General features: G+C 63.9%; 16 protein-coding genes. 12 read left to right on the top strand and 4 right to left on the bottom strand.

All coding sequences use genetic code 11. The features are described from left to right. Positions 1-34: 34 nt before the first annotated feature. From pcaF to paaK, 4 genes are all read left to right on the top strand, one after another. On the top strand, positions 35-1,237 hold the full coding sequence (gene pcaF, locus AB1286_RS14765; RefSeq protein ID WP_430363970.1) for a 3-oxoadipyl-CoA thiolase: 1,203 nt from the start codon (positions 35-37) through the stop codon (positions 1,235-1,237). A 64-nt stretch (positions 1,238-1,301) separates the two neighbouring features. Beyond that, positions 1,302-2,093, top strand: coding sequence for a 2-(1,2-epoxy-1,2-dihydrophenyl)acetyl-CoA isomerase PaaG (paaG, locus tag AB1286_RS14760; protein ID WP_430363969.1), 792 nt, complete (start codon positions 1,302-1,304; stop codon positions 2,091-2,093). Position 2,094: 1 nt separating this feature from the next. After that, on the top strand, positions 2,095-2,571 hold the full coding sequence (paaI, locus tag AB1286_RS14755) for a hydroxyphenylacetyl-CoA thioesterase PaaI (RefSeq protein WP_430363968.1): 477 nt from the start codon (positions 2,095-2,097) through the stop codon (positions 2,569-2,571). Positions 2,572-2,703: 132 nt separating this feature from the next. After that, on the top strand, positions 2,704-4,002 hold the full coding sequence (paaK, locus tag AB1286_RS14750; protein WP_430363967.1) for a phenylacetate--CoA ligase PaaK: 1,299 nt from the start codon (positions 2,704-2,706) through the stop codon (positions 4,000-4,002). A 124-nt stretch (positions 4,003-4,126) separates the two neighbouring features. Here the strand turns inward: paaK and mltA are convergent, their stop codons facing one another. Together mltA and apaG are read right to left on the bottom strand one after the other, a co-directional pair. Next, complete coding sequence (mltA, locus tag AB1286_RS14745; RefSeq protein WP_430365073.1) at positions 4,127-5,305, bottom strand: murein transglycosylase A; 1,179 nt, start codon at positions 5,303-5,305, stop codon at positions 4,127-4,129. A gap of 155 nt (positions 5,306-5,460) precedes the next feature. Then, positions 5,461-5,835: a Co2+/Mg2+ efflux protein ApaG gene (apaG, locus tag AB1286_RS14740; RefSeq protein WP_430363966.1), complete on the bottom strand. Its 375-nt coding sequence runs from the start codon at positions 5,833-5,835 to the stop codon at positions 5,461-5,463. Positions 5,836-6,061: 226 nt separating this feature from the next. On the opposite strand from apaG, the gene rpe reads away from it, so the two are divergent. The 8 genes from rpe (at position 6,062) to AB1286_RS14700 (ending at position 13,331) form a co-directional block, all read left to right on the top strand. Next, positions 6,062-6,754, top strand: a complete 693-nt coding sequence (gene rpe, locus AB1286_RS14735; protein WP_430363965.1) for a ribulose-phosphate 3-epimerase — start codon at positions 6,062-6,064, stop codon at positions 6,752-6,754. Next, complete coding sequence (locus AB1286_RS14730; protein WP_430363964.1) at positions 6,751-7,488, top strand: phosphoglycolate phosphatase; 738 nt, start codon at positions 6,751-6,753, stop codon at positions 7,486-7,488. Before rpe ends, AB1286_RS14730 begins: the two co-directional genes overlap by 4 nt. A gap of 300 nt (positions 7,489-7,788) precedes the next feature. Further along, positions 7,789-9,282, top strand: a complete 1,494-nt coding sequence (gene trpE, locus AB1286_RS14725; RefSeq protein ID WP_430363963.1) for an anthranilate synthase component I — start codon at positions 7,789-7,791, stop codon at positions 9,280-9,282. 13 nt (positions 9,283-9,295) lie between these two features. Then, positions 9,296-9,880: an anthranilate synthase component II gene (locus AB1286_RS14720; RefSeq protein WP_430363962.1), complete on the top strand. Its 585-nt coding sequence runs from the start codon at positions 9,296-9,298 to the stop codon at positions 9,878-9,880. Positions 9,881-9,947: 67 nt separating this feature from the next. Then, positions 9,948-10,979: an anthranilate phosphoribosyltransferase gene (gene trpD / locus AB1286_RS14715; protein WP_430363961.1), complete on the top strand. Its 1,032-nt coding sequence runs from the start codon at positions 9,948-9,950 to the stop codon at positions 10,977-10,979. 55 nt (positions 10,980-11,034) lie between these two features. After that, complete coding sequence (trpC, locus tag AB1286_RS14710) at positions 11,035-11,820, top strand: indole-3-glycerol phosphate synthase TrpC (RefSeq protein WP_430363960.1); 786 nt, start codon at positions 11,035-11,037, stop codon at positions 11,818-11,820. Between the two features lie 60 nt (positions 11,821-11,880). Further along, positions 11,881-12,507: a CYTH domain-containing protein gene (locus tag AB1286_RS14705; RefSeq protein WP_430363959.1), complete on the top strand. Its 627-nt coding sequence runs from the start codon at positions 11,881-11,883 to the stop codon at positions 12,505-12,507. An 86-nt stretch (positions 12,508-12,593) separates the two neighbouring features. Continuing rightward, positions 12,594-13,331 carry a uracil-DNA glycosylase gene (locus AB1286_RS14700; RefSeq protein ID WP_430365072.1) on the top strand — a complete coding sequence of 246 codons (738 nt, stop codon included), beginning with the start codon at positions 12,594-12,596 and terminating at the stop codon, positions 13,329-13,331. Positions 13,332-13,379: 48 nt separating this feature from the next. On the opposite strand, the gene AB1286_RS14695 is transcribed toward AB1286_RS14700, so the two are convergent. Next, a complete protein-coding gene (locus tag AB1286_RS14695; RefSeq protein ID WP_430363958.1) occupies positions 13,380-13,982 on the bottom strand; it encodes an FMN-dependent NADH-azoreductase in 603 nt (200 codons plus the stop codon). Between the two features lie 240 nt (positions 13,983-14,222). Continuing rightward, positions 14,223-16,070: a M61 family metallopeptidase gene (locus tag AB1286_RS14690; RefSeq protein WP_430363957.1), complete on the bottom strand. Its 1,848-nt coding sequence runs from the start codon at positions 16,068-16,070 to the stop codon at positions 14,223-14,225. Positions 16,071-16,095 lie beyond the last annotated feature (25 nt).

The raw sequence follows: 16,095 nt of genomic DNA, 5'->3' as shown, positions 1-16,095 counted from the left end.
CAGTGACGGGACCCCGTTCGCTGGAAGCCATCCAATGACCGATGCTTATATTTGCGATGCCATTCGCACCCCGATCGGCCGCTACGGCGGCGCACTGAAAGATGTTCGCGCCGACGATCTCGCCGCCGTACCGATTAAAGCGCTGATCGAGCGCAACCCTGGCGTCGACTGGCGCGCGCTGGACGACATCATTTACGGGTGCGCGAATCAAGCGGGCGAAGACAATCGCAACGTCGCGCGCATGGCCGCACTGTTGGCCGGGTTGCCGACCGACGCGCCGGGCACGACGCTCAACCGTCTTTGCGGCTCGGGCATGGATGCCGTCGGCTCCGCGGCGCGCGCGCTCAAATCCGGCGAAGCAAGGCTCATGATCGCGGGCGGCGTCGAAAGCATGACGCGTGCGCCTTTTGTCATGGGTAAGGCGGCGAGTGCATTCGCGCGGCAAGCCGAAATCTTCGACACGACGATCGGCTGGCGTTTCGTCAATTCGCGTCTAAAAGCGCAATACGGCATCGACTCGATGCCGGAGACGGGCGAAAACGTCGCCGACCAGTTTTCCGTCAGCCGCACGGATCAAGACGCCTTCGCGCTGCGCAGCCAGCAAAAAGCGGCTCGCGCACAGCAAGACGGCACGCTGGGGCAAGAGATCGTCCCCGTCGAAATCGCGCAAAAGAAGGGCGACCCGTTGCTGGTCACGCGCGACGAGCATCCGCGCGAAACGTCGCTCGAAGCGCTGGCCAAGCTGAAAGCCATCGTGCGCCCCGACGGCACCGTGACGGCAGGAAACGCATCGGGCGTCAACGACGGTGCGTGCGCGCTGCTGCTCGCCAATGAGCAAGCCGCGTCCCAATATGGACTGCGCCGGCGCGCTCGCGTGCTGGGTATGGCAACGGCCGGCGTGGAACCTCGCATCATGGGGATCGGACCGGCACCCGCCACGCAAAAACTGTTGCAGCGGCTCGAGATGTCGCTATCGCAATTCGACGTCATCGAGTTGAACGAGGCGTTCGCCTCCCAAGGCCTGGCCGTGCTGCGCATGCTCGGCGTCGCCGACGACGATCCCCGCGTCAACCCGAACGGCGGCGCGATCGCGCTCGGCCATCCGCTGGGCGCATCGGGCGCGCGGCTCATCACCACGGCGCTTCACCAGCTCGAGCGCATCGGTGGCCGCTACGCGCTATGCACGATGTGCATCGGCGTGGGTCAGGGCATCGCCCTCGCCATCGAACGCGTGTAATCGACATGACGCGGTCGACCATGCAACGGCCGGCCGCGAATCGGAGCGAATGAGGAGACGATCGATGCAATACGAAGCGATTCGCGTCGAAATCGACGCAGCGGCGCATCTCGCCACGATAACGCTGAACCGGCCCGAGAAGCTCAATAGCTTCACGCGCGCCATGCACGAGCAACTGCACGCGGGACTCGACGAGGCGCTCGGCGCCGGCGTGCGTGCCTTGGTGCTCACCGGCGCCGGACGCGGTTTTTGCGCGGGCCAGGATCTGGCCGACCTGAATTTCGAACCGGGCTCGATCACCGACCTCGGGTCGGTGATCGAGGAGCAATTCAACCCGCTCGTACGCCGACTCCAGGCATTGCCCCTGCCGGTCATCGCAGCCGTCAACGGCATTGCGGCCGGCGCCGGCGCAAACCTCGCCCTCGCCTGCGACATTGCGATCGCAGGACGCTCGGCCAGCTTCGCGCAATCGTTCGTCAAAATCGGCCTCGTGCCCGACTCCGGCGGCACGGCGTTCCTGCCGCAGCGCGTGGGCATGGCCCGTGCGCTCGGGCTTGCCATCACCGGCGACAAGATCGGCGCCGAGCAAGCCGAACGCTGGGGACTCATCTGGCAAGTCGTCGACGACGCCGAACTGCTCGCTAGCGCGACCGACCTTGCGGCCAAGTTGGCGCAACAACCGACTCGAGCCATTGCCGCCATCAAGCGCGCCATGCGCGCCAGCACGACGCACACGCTCGATCAGCAGCTCGATCTCGAGCGCGACCTTCAGCGCGAACTCGGCAATTCGCTCGATTATGCCGAGGGCGTCCAAGCCTTCATCCAAAAGCGCGCCCCGCGTTTCGAGGGACGTTGATATGCCGTCGGATTCACACGCTACACCCCAGCAAGCCGCATCGCAGCATCTATCTCCTGACGAATTGGCTCGCGCGGTCGGACACGCCATGTACGAGGCCGATGCCTGTAGCCGCGCGCACGGCTTCGAGCTTGTCGAAGTCAGGCCCGGTTACGCGTGCATGCGCGCCAACGTGCGGCCGGACTTCCTGAACGGACACGGCATCTGTCACGGCGGGCTGATTTTCACGCTCGCGGACTCCACCTTCGCTTTCGCCTGCAACTCGTATAACGTGAATACCGTGGCGTCGGGCTGCTCGATCGAATTCTTGCGCCCCGTACACGGTGACGACGTTCTCACGGCCGAAGCCGTCGAGCAAACGGTCAGCGGGCGTACCGGCATCTACGACATTCGCGTCACGAACCGCGCGGGCGAAACCGTCGCCCTGTTTCGCGGCAAATCCGCCCACATCAAGGGTCACGTGATTCCGCTAGCGTAACGCCGAGCCCGTTCTCGCCGGCATCGGCCGGCGAGAACGGCGGCTCGCGAAAACGCCATGTGTCGTACGCAACGGGCAGCCTTTTGCGCATGCCCGCGGGCAGCTATTTTTTTATGACAGAGGAGACATGCGATGAACACTGCGCTGCCGCTCGATCCGATCGAGACCGCGAGCCGAGACGAGCTCGCCGCCCTACAGCTCGAACGGCTGAAATGGACGCTCAAGCACGCTTACGAGAACTCGATCGTCTATCGACGCAAGTTCGACGAAGCGGGCGTACACCCCGACGACCTCAAAACGCTCGCGGATCTCTCGCGCTTTCCGTTCACGACGAAAAGCGATCTGCGCGATAACTATCCGTTCGGGATGTTCGCCGTGCCGCAAGAGCGGATCTCGCGCATCCACGCATCGTCGGGCACGACCGGCAAGCCGACCGTCGTCGGCTATACCGCGCGCGACATCGACACGTGGGCCAATCTAGTGGCGCGTTCGATCCGCGCGGCCGGCGCGCGGCGCGGCGACAAAGTGCATATCAGCTACGGCTACGGGCTGTTCACGGGGGGCTTGGGCGCTCACTACGGCGCGGAGCGCGCGGGCCTGACCGTCATCCCGTTCGGCGGCGGTCAGACGGAAAAGCAGGTGCAATTGATCCAGGATTTCAAGCCCGACATCATCATGGTGACGCCGAGCTACATGCTGTCGATTGCAGACGAACTCGAACGCCAAGGCGTCGATCCGGCCCGCAGCTCGCTGCGTATAGGCATCTTCGGCGCGGAACCTTGGACGAACGACATGCGCCGCGCGATCGAGGCTCGCATGGGCATCGATGCGGTCGATATCTACGGTCTATCGGAAGTCATCGGCCCCGGCGTGGCCTGCGAATGCGTCGAGACCAAGGACGGCCCGACGATTTGGGAAGACCACTTTTATCCCGAAATCATCGATCCGGTCACCGGTGAAGTACTGCCTGACGGCGAGTTCGGCGAACTTGTATTCACCTCGCTGACCAAGGAGGCGCTGCCGATCATCCGCTATCGCACGCGCGATCTCACGCGTCTGCTGCCCGGCACAGCCCGCACGATGCGGCGAATGGAAAAGATCACGGGGCGCTCGGACGACATGATGATCGTGCGCGGCGTCAACGTCTTCCCGACTCAGATCGAGGAGTTGCTGCTCAAGCAGCCGGCGCTCGCACCGCACTATCAAATCGTACTCACGAAGGAAGGTCCGCTCGACGTCATGACGCTAAACGTCGAACCGTGCCCCGACACACGAGCCGACAATGCGGCGCTCGCGGCTGCGAAAGCGGCGTTGGCTTACGACATCAAAGCGCTGATCGGCGTAACGGCCATCGTGAACGTTTTGGAGATGAACGGCATCGAGCGCTCGGTCGGCAAAGCCAAGCGGATTATCGACAAGCGTTCGATCTAACCGTCCGAGGAAAACGGCAAGGCCGGTCAACGCCGGCCTGTCGCCGTTCCCCCTCGCCAGATTTGCGCGTACCGAGCGCGAAGGCGTCAGCCGGCGCCGGTGCTTCCGTCGACCCCCGTCGGCATCAAGAATTAGGCAACAGCAGCCACATACGCCCGCCCTGCTTCATCTTCCCGGCCAGATCGCCGGCATCGTCGCCGAGTCCCCAGAAGTAATCGGCCCGCACGCCGCCGCGAATCGCGCTGCCCGTATCCTGAGCGAAGACAACGCGATTCATCGGGGTGTTCGAAAATGGCCGGGTCGTCGATAAGAACACGGCCGAGCCGAGCGGAATCGATGCGGGATCGACCGCGATCGAACGCTCCGGCGTCAGCGGTACGCCCAAGGCGCCGATCGGACCGTCGCCGCCCGCCGACACGGTCTGCGTGGACGTCATATCGCGGAAAAAGACAAAGCGCGGGTTGGTATCGAGCAAGCTCGTCACACGCGTCGGATTCGCGCGTGCCCATGCCTTGATGCCTTGCATCGTGGCCTGAGCCGGCGTGATCTCGCCATGATCGAGCAGCCAGCGGCCGATCGATCGATAAGGCTGATTGTTGGACCCGCCGAAACCGACGCGCATCATCGTGCCGTCATCGAGCACGATCCGCCCCGAACCCTGCACCTGCAAGAAAAACGCCTCGATCGGATCGTCTACCCAAACGAGTTCGTTACCGTCGAGCGCGCCCGAGCGCTCGAGATCGGCACGCGGCGGCAGCGCCGTGCCCGCGCGATAGCGAGTCGGCCAACGGTAAAGCGGAAATTGATAAGGACCGCCCCGGGTTCGCGCGCCATGCAGCAGCGGCTCGTAGTAGCCCGTGACGAGCCCATCGACCGAACCGTCGCCATTGGCGAGTTGAAACGGCGTGAAATAGGTTTCGAAGAACGAACGCGTGGCGCCGGCATCGAGATCGTCCAGATGCGAAGCAGCAGCGCACGCGCGCCGCCAAGTAACCAGCTGCGCGACACGCAAACAGTTTTCGCGCAGCGCGGCGGCCGCGCCGATCAGCGAATCGTCTTGCCAGCCCGGTACCTGCTGCCAGGCCACGGGCGTCAGCCGCCCCGGTGTCAGTACCCCGGTCAGTGCCGGCGCGCCGGCACCCGTCGGCGCCACCGGCCGCACAATGGCACCTGAGCCGCACGCGGCGAGCAAGGCCGCGGCCAAGAGCGCCGCCGCCGGGCCAAGGAAGGACGAATAAATACGCATACAATGTTCGCTCTTGATGGAAATCGCCATGTCCGAACTATTCGACGAATACCCGATGCTGATCTTCGCGCTGGAAGCGCTGGCCGCGCTCGCGTTGCTCGTGATCATCGTCGTCTGGACGATGTCCGGCAGAAAGAAAAACGGCTAGCGACGCCCGCCCTGCACCACGCAAGCGCCCCTTCACCGCCTGGCCTGCCCGGCGCCCACAGCGCTCAATGCAGCGTGCGCGGCATCTGCAACGCAAATTCAGGCACGGGCGCGTCGAATCGTTCCCCATCGTCGGCCACACAAAAGTAAGCGCCGCGCATTGTTCCGACCGGCGTGGCGATCACGGCCCAACTCGTGTACTCGAACTGTTCGCCGGGCTGCAACAGCGGCTGATGCCCGACCACGCCCAGGCCCTTCACCTCTTGGACATGGTCCTCGCTGTCGGTGATGATCCAATGGCGCGCAATCAATTGCGCGGCCACTTGGCCCGTGTTGCGGATCGTCAACGTATAAGCGAATGCATACTGCCGGCGCTCGGGGTCGGACTGCTCCGGCAAATAGCGCGTCTGCGCGGACACGCTGAATTCATACTGACTCATCGTTATTTCGTTCTCTCGAGAATCGAGGCCGGCCAAGCCACAAGGCGCTCGCTTGGCCGCAGCCCCGGTTTCGCATTCTGATCGATGCAGCCCCGCGCCGCAACCGCCGGGCACGGGGCCCGCCGAGCCGGCGCGACGCGGTAAAATAGCGGTTTTCGCGCCTCGGCCATCCATCCGCCGTACCCGGCGCCCTACTCGGCCACCCGGCCCTCTCGCATTTGACGCCATGACGCAATTTCGCATCGCTCCCAGCATTCTCTCCGCCGACTTCGCGAAGCTCGGGGAGGAAGTCCGCAACGTCATCGACGCGGGCGCCGACTGGATTCATTTCGACGTGATGGATAACCATTACGTCCCGAACCTGACGATCGGCCCGCTGGTATGCGAAGCGATCCGTCCGCATGTGACGGCCCCCATCGACGTCCATTTGATGGTCCGCCCGGTCGATCGGATCGTGCCCGATTTCGCCAAGGCCGGCGCGAATCTCATCAGTTTCCATCCGGAAGGATCGGACCATATCGATCGGACGCTATCGCTGATCCGCGATCACGGCTGCAAGGCGGGCCTCGTGTTCAATCCGGCGACGCCGCTCAATTATTTGGATCACGTCATGGATCGCGTCGATCTGATCCTGATCATGTCGGTCAATCCCGGATTCGGCGGTCAATCGTTCATTCCCGAAGCACTCAACAAGCTTCGTGATGCACGCGCGCGGATCGATGCCTACCAAGCCCGCACGGGCCGCGAGATCCATCTGGAGGTCGATGGCGGCGTGAAGGTCGAGAACATCGCTCAGATCGCCGCGGCCGGCGCCGATACCTTCGTGGCCGGCTCGGCGATTTTCGGCAAGCCCGACTATCGCACCGTGATCGATGAAATGCGTCGCGAACTGGCCGCCGTCGGCAACACCCGCGCATGAGCGGCGAGTCGAATGCCGGCGCAAGCCTCGCCGCGCGCCGTCTGAAAGCGGCCGTCGTCGATCTGGACGGCACGATGGTCGATACCGTCGACGACTTCACGGCAAGCCTGAACGGCATGCTGGCCGAACTTAACGCGCGGCCGATCTCGCGTGACGAGGTAATCGGCTATATCGGAAAGGGCTCGGAGCACTTGATCCGCACCGTGCTGTCCGCGCGGTTTTCCCCTGAAGAAACCGAAGATCGCTTCGCTGCGGCGCTCGATCGCTATCAGGCGCACTATGCCGAAGTGAACGGCCGCCACACGCGGCTTTATCCCGGCGTCGAGCCGGGGCTCGCGGCGCTGGCGCAAGCGGGCGTTCAACTCGCCTGCGTGACGAACAAACCGCATCGCTTCGCCGTTGCGCTGCTCGAAAAGTACGGGCTCGCCCGCTACTTTTCGGTTGTACTCGGCGGCGACAGCGTACCGCGCAAAAAGCCGGATCCGCTGCCGATGCTCACGGCTTGCGATGCCATGGGCGTCGCGCCGAGCGAAGCCGTGGCGATCGGCGACTCGGAGAACGACGCGCTTGCGGGCCGCGCAGCCGGTATGGCGACCTTGACGGTCCCGTATGGCTACAACCACGGCAAAGCTATACAAACGATAAATTCGGATGGTATAGTCGCCACGTTGCTCGAAGCCGCGAGGTTCATCGCGAATCCTCCTTCCGGCTCCAGCGCAATGCTCAATCGCTGACGACCTAAGTCATTCACCTCATGTTTCTGAACAAAAAACGGAGTCCGAGCAGCATAGACCGGGGAGCCTGGCCCTGGCGTCGCTCGTCACGCTAACCTCTTTCGAGGTACGCTGAAGCTCGTCTTTGGCGTCGTTTTTTGATTTCGCCGCGCATTCGCGCACTATTCGCCGTATCGTCGAAACACTCGCACGCGCCGTTTGTTGACCGTCGCTGCGCCCGTGCGCTCACGGCTCGCCGTCCGCTTCGCTTCGCTCGCCGATGAGCAACGCATGCGTCGGCTGTTCGTACAGGATCAGAACATGACCGAACTCGAATTCCAGTCCCTCGCCAGCGAGGGTTACAACCGCATCCCGCTGATCGCCGAAGCGCTCGCCGATCTCGAAACGCCGCTATCGCTCTATCTCAAGCTCGCGCAGCCCGAACGCGGCGGCGCGAACTCGTTTCTGCTCGAATCGGTCGTCGGCGGCGAGCGTTTCGGCCGCTATTCGTTCATCGGGCTGCCGGCGCGCACGCTCGTGCGCACGAAAGGCGGCGTCAACGAAGTCGTGCGCGACGGTCAAGTCGTCGAGACGCACGAGGGCGATCCGTTCGAGTTCATCGCTCAATTCCAAGCCCGCTTCAAAGTCGCCCAGCGCGCGGGATTGCCGCGTTTTTGCGGCGGTCTGGCCGGATACTTCGGATACGACGCGGTCCGCTATATCGAAAAGAAGCTCGCACATAGCGCGCCGCCCGACGATCTCGAGCTGCCCGATATTCAATTGCTGCTGACCGAGGAAGTTGCCGTCATCGACAATTTGGCCGGCAAGCTCTATTTGATCGTGTACGCCGACCCGCAAGTGCCCGAAGCCTATGCGCGCGCCAAGCAGCGTCTTCGCGAGTTGCGCCAACGCCTGCGCTCGACGGTGCAGCCGCCCGTTACGTCGCCGAGCGTTCGCACCGAGACCTACCGAGAATTCGCGCGCGAGGACTACCTGAACGCGGTGCGCCGCGCGAAGGAATACATCGCCGCCGGCGAGCTCATGCAGGTGCAGGTCGGCCAGCGTCTGATCAAGCCGTATCGCGACAATCCGCTTTCGCTGTATCGAGCGCTACGCTCGCTCAATCCGTCGCCGTACATGTATTACTACAACTTCGGCGAATTCCACGTAGTGGGCGCATCGCCCGAAATTCTCGTGCGTCAGGAAAAGCGCGGCGACGATCGCATCGTCACGATCCGCCCGCTGGCCGGTACGCGCCCCCGGGGCAACACGCCCGAGCGCGATGCGGAACTCGCCACCGAACTGTTGAACGATCCGAAGGAAATCGCCGAGCACGTGATGCTGATCGACTTGGCACGCAACGACGTGGGCCGCATCGCGCAAACGGGCTCGGTTGCCGTCACCGACAAGATGATCATCGAGAAGTACTCGCATGTGCAGCACATCGTGAGTTCGGTCGAAGGCAAGCTCAAGCCGGGGATGACGAACTTCGACGTCCTGCGCGCGACGTTCCCGGCCGGCACCTTGTCGGGCGCGCCCAAGGTGCGTGCGATGGAATTGATCGACGAACTCGAACCCGTCAAGCGCGGCCTGTACGGCGGCGCGGTCGGCTACTTGTCGTTCACGGGCGAGATGGATTTGGCCATCGCGATTCGCACGGGCCTAATTCACAACGGCAATCTGTACGTGCAGGCGGCGGCGGGCGTCGTCGCCGACTCGGTGCCCGAATCCGAATGGCAGGAAACCGAGAACAAGGCGCGCGCCGTGTTGCGCGCAGCCGAACAAGTGCAAGACGGCCTCGACAGCGACTTCTGAGCGGAGAAACATCATGTTGCTGATGATCGACAACTACGATTCGTTCACCTACAACCTCGTGCAGTATTTCGGCGAACTCGGCGAGGAGGTGCGCACCTTTCGCAACGACGAGATCACGCTCGATGAAATCGCGGCGATGAAACCCGATCACATCTGCCTTTCGCCGGGCCCGAGCAATCCGCAAAACGCGGGCATCACGCTCGACGTGCTGCGGCACTTCGCCGGTCGGATCCCGATCCTTGGCGTCTGCCTCGGACATCAGGCGATCGGCGAGGCGTTCGGCGGGCGCGTCGTGCGCGCACGCACGATCATGCACGGCAAAGTGAGCAGCATCGAAACCGACGGCAAAGGCGTATTCGCGAATCTGCCCAAGCACTTCGACGTCACGCGCTATCACTCGCTCGCCATCGAGCGCGAGTCGCTGCCCGATTGCTTGGAAATCTCGGCATGGACCGAGGACGGCGAAATCATGGGAGTGCGCCATAAGACGCTCGCCGTCGAAGGCGTGCAGTTCCACCCCGAATCGATCCTCTCGGAGCACGGTCACGCACTGCTCGAGAACTTCTTGAAGGCATCGAAGGCGGTACAAGCGGCTTGACGCCACGCACGGCGAGCGCATAACCCGCGTGCGTCGCGAGCTCGACAGAACGATTCAGGGGTGCACCATGACCATCACACCGCAAGAAGCATTGCAGCGCACGATCGAACACCGCGAGATCTTTCACGATGAGATGCTGCATCTCATGCGGCTCATCATGCGCGGCGACATGTCGCCCGTCATGGCCGCGGCGATCATCACCGGTTTGCGCGTGAAGAAGGAAACGATCGGCGAAATCGCGGCCGCGGCGACCGTCATGCGCGAGTTCGCGCGTCACGTCGAAGTGCCCGATAACGCCAATTTCGTCGACATCGTCGGCACGGGCGGCGACGGCGCGAATACCTTCAACATCTCCACGGCGACAATGTTCGTCGCCGCGGCGGCAGGTGCGAAGGTGGCCAAGCACGGCGGGCGCGGCGTATCGAGCAAATCGGGCAGCGCCGACGTACTCGAGGCACTCGGGGTCAACATCGATCTGCAACCGGAACAGGTGGCGGCATCGATCGCCGAAACGGGCATGGGTTTCATGTTCGCACCGAATCACCATCCGGCGATGAAGAACATCGCACCGGTGCGCCGTGAACTCGGCGTACGGACGATCTTCAACATCCTCGGCCCGTTGACCAATCCCGCCGGTGCGCCCAATCAGTTGATGGGCGTGTTTCATCCGGATCTCGTCGGGATCCAAGTGCGCGTCATGCAGCGGCTCGGCGCGAGGCATGTGCTCGTCGTCTACGGCAAGGACGGGATGGACGAGGTGTCCCTCGGCGCCGCGACGCTCGTCGGCGAATTGCGCGATGGCCAGGTGCACGAGTATGAGATCCATCCCGAGGATTTCGGGCTGCAAATGGTGTCGAACCGTTCGCTGAAGGTAAACGATGCGAACGAATCGAAGACGATGCTGCTCCAAGCGCTGGAGAACCGTCCCGGCGTGGCGCGCGAAATCGTGACGCTGAACGCGGGCACGGCGCTCTATGCGGCGAACGTCGTCGCCTCGATCGCCGACGGCATCGAAATCGCCCGGGAAGCCATCGCGACGGGCAAGGCGCGCGCGAAGATCGACGAACTCGTCCGCTTCACGCAACAATTCACGCATTGATGCCGTCGCGGGCATCGGCGCCATCCACTATCGATCAGCTAGAAGGGCTTGTTCCATGAGCGACATTCTCGAACGGATCATCGCAGTCAAGCGCGAGGAAGTACGCGCGGCCGAGTTGAGCGCGCCGCTCGAAGAGCTGCGCCTCGAAGCATCGTCGCGCGACTTGCGCGATTTCGTCGGCGCGCTGCGCGCCAAGCACGAAGCGGGCGCGGCCGCCGTCATCGCCGAAGTCAAGAAAGCGAGCCCGTCCAAAGGCGTCCTGCGCGAACACTTCGTGCCCGCCGAGATCGCGCGTTCGTACGAGCGCGGCGGCGCCGCATGCTTGTCGGTGCTCACCGACGTGCAGTTCTTCCAAGGCAGCGCGGCTTATCTCGAAGCAGCCCGCGAGGCCTGCAATCTGCCCGTGTTGCGCAAGGACTTCATCATCGATCCGTATCAGATCGTCGAAGCCCGTGCGATGGGCGCCGATGCGATTTTGCTCATCGCCGCCGCCCTCTCCGTCACGCAGATGCAAGAACTCGAGGCCTTTGCGCACTCGCTCGGCTTGGCCGTGCTCGTCGAAGTGCACGATCGTGAGGAGCTTACGCAAGCGCTGACGCTCAAGACGCCGCTGATCGGCATCAACAATCGCAATCTGCGCACGTTCGAGACGTCGCTCGACACGACGCTCGGCATGCTCGACGCGTTGCCCGACGATCGCATCGTCGTCACCGAGTCGGGTATCTTGGCACGTGCCGACGTCGAACGCATGCGCGCGAACGGCGTTCACACGTTCCTCGTCGGCGAAGCGTTCATGCGGGCCGACGATCCGGGCGCCGCGCTGGCGCAGATGTTCGCCTAAGCGCCCGCGCCCGCATCCGCGCTCGCATCAGGCACTCGACTACCCACCCCGCACCGAAGCATGAGCATCGAACGCGAAATCAAACTGGCGCTCCCGCCCGACCAAGCCGATGCGGCCGACCGCTTCTTCGCCGGCCTCGCCGGCGAGCCGGGGCGCGATGTGCCGCTCGACAATATTTACTTCGATACGGCGTCGCTTGCGCTGACCCACGCGAAGATCGCACTGCGCCTTCGCAAGACGCCCGACGGCTGGTTGCAAACGCTCAAGGCGGCCGGCACCGCTGAAGGGGGCATGCACAGCCGACACGAATGGGAGACGGCCGTCGCCGGTGAAGCGCTCGAGTTCGACGCGCTCGCCGCCGTATGCGACGACCCGCCAGCGCTCGCCGCTTTGCGCGCTGCGGCGACCGAGCTTGGCGAGCGATTCCGTACGCGCTTCACGCGGCGCCTTTGGCGTTTCGAATTCGACGGCGCGCGCATCGAAGCGGCCATCGATCGCGGCGAAGTCACCGCAACGGTGGACGGGCAAACTCGCCGCGACGCCATCAGCGAAATCGAATTGGAACTGCTGCAAGGCGACGAGCGCGCGCTGCATGCGTTGGCGGGCAAGTTGTCGGCCGCGGTGGCGGGCCTCGCGCCCGAAAACGTCAACAAGGCTCAGCGAGGTTATCGACTGTGCGCAAAGTAAGCGGGAATGCCCTGCCCGCGGCCAGCGGCAACGATTCGGCACAGCGTTCGCTGTTCGACGCGGCGCCCGAAACGTCGACCGAGCCGTTGTGCGATGGTCCCAAAGGACTTTGCGCCCCGCTGGAATCGCAATTCGACGCGTTGCCGGCCGAATGGCGCACGCACCTGGGCAGCTTCATCGAGAGCGACGCCTATCGGCCGCTTTGTACATTCGTCGACGAGCAGATCGCGGCAGGCAAAACGATTTACCCCGCCGAAGTCTTTCGCGCACTGCGGCTGACTAGTCCCGACGACGTCAAAGTCGTCATCGTCGGCCAAGATCCTTACCACGGCGACGACAAAGGCCACCCGCAAGCGCACGGTCTCGCGTTTTCGGTGCCTTCGCCGGTCAGGCCGCCGCCTTCGCTGCGCAATATCTTCAAGGAAATCGCGGCCGAGTTCGGCCACGTGATGCCGGCGCACGGATGTCTCGACGCCTGGGCCCGGCAAGGGGTGCTACTGCTCAATACGGTATTGACGGTCGAGCAGGGCAAGGCGGCCAGCCACGCCAAGCGCGGCTGGGAAGCGTGCACCGACACGTTGATCCGCGAACTCGCCCATCGGCACGAGCATCTCGTGTTCATGCTCTGGGGTGCCCATGCTCAGGCCAAGCGCGCTTTACTCGATGCGCGGCCGCACTGCGTTCTCGAGGCGCCGCATCCGTCGCCCCTGTCTGCGCACCGCGGCTTTCTCGGCTGCCGGCACTTTATGCTCGCCAACGACTATCTCGTCGCGAACGGCCGCGCGCCGATCGATTGGCGGCTGCCGGAGACCGTCGACGGCTGACGCGCGGTCGCGCCGTCGCGCTCTCCAGTCGGCCGCTGCGCGCGGCGCTTATACCGTGGCGGCCTCGATGGCCTCACGCGCCGACGACAGCGCGGCATTGGCCGCATCGGGTCCGAGGTTCAAGCCTTCGGCGTAGATGAATTCGACGTCGGTAATACCGATCAAGCCGAGGAACGCCTTGATGTGGGGCGTTTGGCTGTCGTTCGGCGTGCCGGCGTACTTGCCGCCGCGAGCCGAGACGATATACGCCTTCTTGCCCTTCACGAGCCCTTCGGGGCCGTTTGCCGTGTAGCGGAACGTCACGCCGGCGCGAGCGATCCAGTCGAAATACGTCTTCAGTTGCGACGAAATCCCGAAGTTGTACATCGGCGCGCCGATGATGACCACATCGGCCGCTTGCAGTTCGTCGATCAGTGCATCGCTGCGCGCGACGATCGCCGCTTGTCCCGGCGTACGTTGATCGGCCGGGGTGAAGAAGGCGCCGAGCACGGTGTCGTCGAGGTGGGGCAATGCGTCGGCCAAGAGGTCCCGGCGGACCAGCTTCGAGCCCTCGTTGGCTTGTTGCAGCTTGGCGGCCAGTTCGTTGGCCAGCAGCGTCGAGTTTGCGCCTTGCGAACGAGCGGCGGAATTCAGTTGAAGGATGGTCGTCATGTCGGGGCTCCAAGTGGGTTGCGCAGCGTTGCGCGAGTGAAGCCATTGTCGCGATTGACTCGACATGGAAAAAGTGGGGTAAAAAGGACGGATTGTTGCAGCGATAGAACGATCGGTCCGCCCATCTCTCGGCTTCGCCCCGCCGCCCTCGTTCAACCGGCCTCGGTTTGCGGGCCGAACCGCCGACGATCGTCGCCCGCCCCGGCTGAAGGCCAAGGGCGGGGCTTCCAGCCTTGGCCGTTAGCCGTGCAGCCAACGCTCCCGCGCGCGCCGCGTCGGCGCACCGCGTTTTTCCTCGGCGGCGGCCAGCTTGTAGCGCGTCACCTCCGGCCCATCGAGCTTGACGCGCGCCGTGCGCAACTCGTCGCGCCGGAAGGCATGGACTTCGACGGTCGCCCCGGGCAAGTAGCGCGAGAGCAGCGTATCGAGGTTCGAGCCGGTCACGCGCAGGCCATCGACGGCAATCAGCACGTCGCCAGCCGACAAGCCTGCTTTCTGCGCCGCGCTGCCGTCATGCACCGCCGCCAGCGCGCACTCCGCGCCGGGCCGCAGGCGCACGCCCAGGGAAGGCTTGCCGCCGCGCTTCGGATCGGCTGCGCCCTGCCCGTTCCGACCGTTGCCGTTCGCATTGCCCCATTGCGGCTCGAGCGTCGCGCCGAACGGCGCCAGCAACGCCTCGAGCGGCAAATCGCGGGTACCGTGGACCGCTTCTTGGAACAGAGCGCCCAGCTCGACGCCGGTCGCCTCGGCGATCAGCGACTCCACCTCGTCCTCGCCGACGCCGGCCATCTTGCCGCTGTAGAACGAGCGGCCATAACGCTGCCAGAGCAAGCGCATGACGTCGTCGAGCGACTTGCGGTGATCGGTACGCGCACGAATGGCGAGATCGAAGGCCAACGCCACGAGCGAGCCCTTCTGGTAATAGCTGACGATCGCGTTCGGCGCATTCTCGTCCTGGCGGTAATACTTGATCCAAGCGTCGAACGAGCTTTCGGCGACGGTTTGCTTCAGGCGACCGCTGCCGCGCAGCACGCCGCCGACAGTCTTGCCGACGAGCGTGTAATAGTCCGCTTCGGTGATCGCGCCGCTACGCACGAGCATCAAGTCGTCGTAATACGACGTGAAACCCTCGAACAGCCAGAGCAGCGACGTGTAGTTTTCGCGCGAAAGATCGTACGGGGCAAATGCCGCCGGCTTGATGCGCTTGACGTTCCAAGTATGGAAATACTCGTGGCTGCACAGGCCGAGATACGTTCGATAGCCTTCCGACATTTCAGGCCGCCCGAGGACGGGCAAATCGGTGCGATTGCAGATGAGCGCCGTCGATGCGCGGTGCTCGAGCCCGCCATAGCCTTCGCTGACCGCCTGAGTCATGAACACGTATCGATCGACGGGAGCCTTTTTCGAACGCGGCTCGAACAAGGCGATCTGTGCTTCGCAAATGCGCTTCAGATCGGCCGCAAGACGATCCATATCGACGGACACCGTGCGGCCGGCGATGACGATGTCGTGCGGTACGCCGTGCGCTTTGAACGTTGTGAGCGCGAATCGCCCGAGCGTCACGGGATGATCGACGAGCTCGTCATAGTCGTTCGCGCGGTATTCGCCGAAGCCGTAACGCTTCGTGCCGCGCGCCTCGGGAAGCGCCGTCGCTACGCGCCAATCGCCGTAGGCCGCGCCCGCCGGCTTTTGAATATCGACGACGCAAGGCGCCTCTTCCCTACCGGCCGGCAACAAGAACACGCTCGAGCCGTTGAAGAACCCCGTCGTATCGTCCAAGTGCGCGGTGCGCACCGATAAATCCCAGGCATAGACCTCGTAACGCAGCGTCAGCACGCCGCCTTTGACGGGCGCGGCTTGCCAGGTCTGCTTATCGGTCTTTTCGATGCGTACCTTGCGACCCGCCTCGTTGAACGCGGCAAGCGTCACGATATTGCGCGCGAACTCGCGCACCAAATAACTGCCCGGAATCCACGTCGGCAACGTGAAACGCTGACCGGCCGGATCGGGATCGGCCAGCGTCAGCGTGACTTCGAACAAATGAGCGGCGGGGTGCTTGGGAACGATGGCGTAGCGGGTGGGCTTCATCAGGTGGCGCGTAGTCTCGAGCAGG

This window comes from Trinickia sp. NRRL B-1857 (assembly GCF_050470685.1).
Lineage (GTDB): Bacteria > Pseudomonadota > Gammaproteobacteria > Burkholderiales > Burkholderiaceae > Trinickia.
Note: the sequence above shows the minus strand (reverse complement) of the source record. Positions and strands in the feature narration are given on the sequence as shown.